Consider the following 1339-nt stretch of genomic DNA (forward strand, 5'->3'; position numbering starts at 1 on the left):
GTGTCCGAATGTCAGACCTGAGGTGGTCCGGATTTCCCGGACATCTTAATTAAGCACACGAAATGCTGATTCGACGGCGACCGGTGTTTGATAGCTCAAGGTTTGATGCAGCCTCTGTCGATTGTAGTACACCTCGATGTAGTTACTCACCGCCGCTTTGGCTTCATCCCGTGAGCCGAACAATCGGTCGTGCATTACCTCATTCTTCAGGTTCGAGAAAAAGCTTTCTGCAACGGCATTGTCGTGGCAATTCCCTTTGCGGCTCATGCTAGGCAGGACACCATTGACCCGTAGCAGGTCACGGTAATCATGCGATGCGTAGACCGTGCCCTGGTCACTATGGAAGATCAGGCCCGCCTTGGGCTTTCGCTGCGCCAAGGCCATCTTCAATGCCGCCATCGGCAGTGTCGCCGCCTGCGTCATATCCATCGACCAACCCACAATGCGCCGGGAAAAAAGGTCCAGAACGATGGCCAGGTGAAGCCAACCTTGCTTCGTACGCAGCGCTGTCATGTCGCCCACCCAAATCGTGTTTGGGGCATTTGTCTGAAAACGTCGTTTGACCAGATCTGGCGCTGGCGGCTGCACGCGCTCCATTGCCTGCATGGCCCGAAATCGCTTGATGCGGGTCGTTTGGATATTCTCCAGCTTGCGCAGCCTTCTCACCCGATGTTTGCCACATTTGATGCCTTCTGCCCGCAGCAGATGCCACATCTTGACCGCTCCAGGCGCCCAGCGGTGCGCTGCATTGATCCTGACGATCTCAGCGCGCATGGCCAAGTCTTCCTCGCTACGCAAGCTCGGCTTGGCCTTTTTAGAAGCGTAGTACACGCTGCGGCTGATATCGAGCTCGCGACACAGTGACTTTACCGGGAACTCGCTGCGATGCTGGTCAATAAATGCGTACTTTACTTCTTTAGGTGAGTTAAGTACGCATCGAACTTTTTTAGGATGGCCAGCTCCTCCTGGGCGCGGGCCAGTTCGCGACGCAGCTGTTCAACTTCGCTTAGCTCACCCAGAGCAGGCCGCCCGGGAGAACCAAGTAACTCCCCCGGCGCGGCCTTGTCAATCTTGGCAGCCCACTTGTAGAGCATGTTGCGTCGGATCCCCAGCTCGACTGCCAGGTCGGTAGCGTTCTGCCCCTCTTCACGCAACCTCGCGACCGCTTTGCGTTTGAACTCATCGGTGAACGTGGCGCGAGGCTTGGGGGCCAATGCGGATGAAGCGGGAGCGATCTCCCGCTTTGACGGTAGCTCTTTCTTTTTCATGTATATCCTTCCAGGGCTTATTGTCCCCTATTTGGATGTCCATGAAACACGGACCACCTCAACCTGACCCC

The 1339-nt window shown here is 56.2% G+C and carries 2 protein-coding genes; both read right to left on the minus strand.

The genetic code is table 11. From position 1 onward, the window contains the following. Positions 1-45 precede the first annotated feature (45 nt). Entirely contained in the window at positions 46-897 is an 852-nt protein-coding gene (locus tag AB3347_RS25840; RefSeq protein WP_369094518.1) for an IS3 family transposase, read from the minus strand. A gap of 11 nt (positions 898-908) precedes the next feature. After that, positions 909-1268 (minus strand): transposase, encoded by a 360-nt coding sequence (locus tag AB3347_RS25845; RefSeq protein WP_369094517.1) that lies wholly within the window; start codon positions 1266-1268, stop codon positions 909-911. Positions 1269-1339 lie beyond the last annotated feature (71 nt).

The organism is Massilia sp. X63 (assembly GCF_041023745.1).
GTDB lineage: Bacteria > Pseudomonadota > Gammaproteobacteria > Burkholderiales > Burkholderiaceae_D > Telluria.

Excerpts from the sequence above, each read along its gene's own strand:
- AB3347_RS25845 (WP_369094517.1), bottom strand. The coding sequence starts at position 1,268 with ATGAAAAAGAAAGAGCTACCGTCAAAGCGGGAGATCGCTCCCGCTTCA.